The following is a 4,093-nucleotide window of genomic DNA, read 5'->3' as shown; positions in this document are numbered from 1 at the left end:
TGCTTTGCATCAGCCGCAGGGCTTCACGCTTGAACTCGGCTGAGAATCGCTGGCGCTTTTCCATCGAACACCTCCGTGCGAGGATTGTCCTCGCTTTTGGGTGTCCGAGAAATCAGGGGTGATCCAATCTGACCCTGTTTTTGGTCCCGAGCCTATCGTTTGCGTAGGCTTGCGGGAGGTGAGCCTGGCTCCGTTTTGCCGTCAGGTCAACGCAGCTGACCGTGCTTCCATCGTCCATAGTGGAAGCCCTGCGTGAGATTCGGTTTCTATGAGAGTGGTTTGTCCGCTTCCGACCTAAAAAATAGTTATTGCAAGTCCTTGAGTCGCTTCTCAGCAGCAACCCTCAACTGCTGCCGCGTCGCCCCATCCAACGACGGGTCGCCATCAAGCAACGCCAATTCTTTCCTCGAAGCCTCCCGCGCCCCATCTTTCTGCCCGAGCGCCAAGTACCCATCCGCCAAGCTGTCTTGTGCATTGGCCGATGTCGGATGCGACCAGGCGACGAGATCGAAGAGCACCATCGCGATCTCTGGCCGCTTCGCCTTCAATTCGTCGTACGCCCGATTATTGAAAGCATCCTGGTCGACGCACTGTTCCATGGGCTCGCCTGCGCAAGCCGTCTGGTACATCGATTTGATCGACGCTGCCTTGCCTTGCTGCGCCAACGCGACCACGTCCGTGAGGCGGGGTGGGGCGGCCAGGGCGTTTTCGTGGTGGGACGAAGCGACGGTGCCGGATTGCAGAAGGCTGGCCAGCTGCGTCGCGGCGGCGGGATCGCCCAGGATGTGCTGATTGAGAAAGGCGAGCGCGATCCGGGACGACTGCTCATAGCCTTGCCGCGCCGTCGCCCGCGTCCAGCCGGTACCGTTGTATTCGGCCTTGGTGGGCAGATGCATCGCGTCTGCCGTCATGGAAAATGAAGTGAAGTCGCTATGGTGCATCAGGTTGAGCTGCACGTAGGTGCGATCGGCATAACGCATGCTGTCGATCGGGGCGAAATTCAGATCGGCCGATTGCATACCTTGCCTTCGGCGCAGGTCGAGCAGTGCGTACCGTGACGCCTTCGGATCGAACCCGTACGCCGCGGTGAGTGCGGATTCGTTTCCCTTGAATGCGTAAGTGCCGTCCATCGCGATAACCGCCGCGACGTTGCCATTGCGCTGCCCCAGCAATACCGCCTGGACCGCGCCGAGGCTGTGGCCGGCAACGCCGATGCGATCGCAATCGACGTCCTTGGCCTGGCAGAGCAGCGCGATGGCGAATTCCAGATCGCGCACCCCGGCTTCCGTATTGGCGCTGGAGCGGGAGGGCGCCATCTCGTCGGCGTTGTCCCCCAACAGGGAGACGCTGGCGACTGCGTAGCCATGGCTCGCGAGATATTCGGCAAGCACTACGTTGACATTGATGTCCGCGCTCAGGCCGCCCGCTAGAAGTATCAGGGGATGCCGCTGCTGGGTGGGCTTGGCGTCCAGATGGCCAGCCATCGGCATGGCGAGGAGCTGCTTTGTCGCATCGGCAGTGAAGGGCTCGCCGACAGCGTCGCGGTTGCGCAACAGCATTTCGTGATTGAGGTCCGAGAACCCCGCCGGCGCGTTTTGCTTGACGTAGTCGCCCAGGCGCATGGCGTCCGATTTGGTCGGAACTGCCGGGTACCAGACGTTGACCTGGATCGGTCGGCCGTTTCTATCCGGCGTGAATGTGCCGTCCGGTGTCCGGGTCTGGATCCAGGTCCGGCTGCGGTCGAAGACAAACATGCGGCGGAAACCCACCACGTCGTGGCCCGGCGTCAAAGTCCCCCACAAAGGGGGCGCCATAGGCTTGGCGCCATCGGCCATGGCCGCGCCACAGGCGGCGCCCAACAGCAAAATGAGTGCGACTCCCCGGCAGGTCACCTTCATGCCCCTCTCCTCGTGGACGTTGTCCGAGCGTCAACAACGGCATCCGCTGAAGTCTTTCACTGTGGCGGGCAGGGCGGGTGTGCCGGAAGTCGGTGGGACCTATGGCATGTTCAGGGGGACCGGCTCGTGAGAGGGCTGGGGCTAATCTGGCAAGATAGATCGTTGCAAATTGCAAGGAATGGCTGCGCCCCTCTTTAGGCCGCAGGTTCCGCTTCCGACCCAAAGCGGACCTTCATTGGAATTCTTAGTTAAGGCAGGAGAAGACGTGCCTCTATATACGTATGTAGTGTCTTACCGGGGGGCTAGCCATGTTGCGCAAGGAACCCATAGCAATTTCAAGGGCTTTATCTCGACGTGGTGCAGCAACATTCCCTCTGGCGCGCTGCCTGACCTGACGCCAGGTCTTCACAAGGAACTGATGTCCAAGGCATATAGGGGCGACTTTGCAGCTGTCCCAAACAAAGTACATGTCTGGCGGAAGTCCATAGACGTTGGCGGTAGTGAATGCTTGGTTGTTGCAGTGCAGACGGAACGCTAGGTAGTGAAAGGTCGTAATGTCCGCTTCCGACCCGAAGCGGACGCTCTAAAAGGCAGGGGGAGATGTGGACTACATCGACGTACAGTGGCGCCACGAACTGCTGTCAGAGCCGGTTCGGCTCGTATCTGAGCTTGACACCTATCGCATGGAGATCAGGAAACTGGAGTTCTTCAGGAATGGATCTGTTGGGCGGGCATGGAGTGGAGGTTCCAGCCTCGGCACGACCCTAAGCGCCGAGCCAATTCCAGGCGTCGGTGAAATCAACCGGGATGCTCAGTTCCAAGCTATGTCTATCGACGCCACAGAATTCGAACGGCTATGGTCGTCTGGGGCGATATAAAGCAAAGCCCGCTTCCGACCCGTAGCGGACAGTTTTCTAATGAGAATGAGCGATCGCTTGTCTACCTATCTTTTTCGCGTAGAAGAGACCTTTGACATCGCGGACCGTGGCCGAATCGTGGTCAGTGATACCAAGGTCATGGACATCCCTTTCGTTTTGCGCGCAGGCTCCAGGATCGAGCTTCGCCTTCCAGGCGGGGAAGTGGTAGTAACTGAGATTAAGGGGCTCGAACATTCCCGCCCATTTAGCCCGTACCGAGCGTATGCATTCTTGATCGGAGACAGGGCACTAAAAGTTCCCGTCCCCAAAGGCACCGAGGTCTGGTTGCTTGACCTGGTCCCTAACTCGTAATGTCCGCTTTCGACCCGAAGCGGGCCTAGCGCAAGACCTCAGCTCTCACCGCACCGACAAGAGCCGACCCCGTCCGGAGTAGATGTATGCCCATTCCCGCCACCATCGGTGCGTTCGCCATCGTTCCCAGTAACGATCTGCATGCCGCACTATCGTTTTGGGAGCGACTGGGCTTTGTCCGCACAGGTGGTGACGCCAACTACTTGATCATGAGCGGCTGGGGCTGCGAGGTGCACCTGACCCAGGCAGGAACTGGCCCCTGGGCCGTTCGGGCAGAGCACAACCCCTTCGGGGTGTTCATTCGCACGCCGGACGTGGACGCAATCGCTGCGCGGGTGGATGACCTTGTCATCCGGCCCGGAGGCGTTCTGCGACACCGCGAATGGGGTCTCTATGAAGTAGGGATATGTGGGCCGGATGGGTTGCTTGTCCGCATCGGCTGGCCTTCACGCCTTATGCAAGACGGCGAAGCTACGACGGGGGTCTGAAGGGTTTACATCCTTGTCTTGAATGGCTCCGGTGCACTGTGTGGAAGTGTGTGCAACGGCGTGCAAGAAGTGAGCCTTCCCCCGTTTAGACTGCAGTCCGCTTTCGACCCGAAGCGCACACTTGGATGGAGGCATGGCACCATGCGCGTGTAGCTTCAGGATTACCTAACGATCTAGATACGGCGAGGAAAATCGATATGACGCCAGAGAGCTTTGTTTCGAAACTCAATGTCGCTGTCGTAGAAGAGAACAACGCGATTTATCGGGCCCTTTTATTGAATACCGACCCGAGCGGAGCGTCCGACCCGTATTGGAAGCGTGTTCTAACGGTCTTCAGTGATCTGAACTCAGTGGTACGCCCCCGATTCCGTAGACACCTGATAGTGTCTATTGAGGATCGGAGGATCTATGACCAGCAAACGTTTCACCGACGAGTTCAAAGCTGAAGCGGTCAAACAAGTTAACGAGCGCGGCTACC

General features: G+C 58.9%; 2 protein-coding genes. One reads left to right on the top strand and one right to left on the bottom strand.

The features are described from left to right. Window positions 1–305: 305 nt before the first annotated feature. Window positions 306–1,898, bottom strand: a complete 1,593-nt coding sequence (locus KK141_RS22830; protein ID WP_214573212.1) for a hypothetical protein — start codon at window positions 1,896–1,898, stop codon at window positions 306–308. 1,315 nt (window positions 1,899–3,213) lie between these two features. On the opposite strand from KK141_RS22830, the gene KK141_RS22825 reads away from it, so the two are divergent. Then, window positions 3,214–3,615, top strand: coding sequence for a hypothetical protein (locus KK141_RS22825; RefSeq protein ID WP_214573211.1), 402 nt, complete (start codon window positions 3,214–3,216; stop codon window positions 3,613–3,615). The last annotated feature ends 478 nt before the right edge of the window (window positions 3,616–4,093 follow it).

It is taken from the genome of Dyella sp. LX-66 (assembly GCF_018599165.1).
GTDB classification, from domain to species: domain Bacteria; phylum Pseudomonadota; class Gammaproteobacteria; order Xanthomonadales; family Rhodanobacteraceae; genus Dyella_D; species Dyella_D marensis.
Note: the sequence above shows the minus strand (reverse complement) of the source record. Positions and strands in the feature narration are given on the sequence as shown.

Excerpts from the sequence above, each read along its gene's own strand:
- KK141_RS22830 (WP_214573212.1), bottom strand. The coding sequence starts at position 1,898 with ATGAAGGTGACCTGCCGGGGAGTCGCACTCATTTTGCTGTTGGGCGCC.
- KK141_RS22825 (WP_214573211.1), top strand. The coding sequence starts at position 3,214 with ATGCCCATTCCCGCCACCATCGGTGCGTTCGCCATCGTTCCCAGTAAC.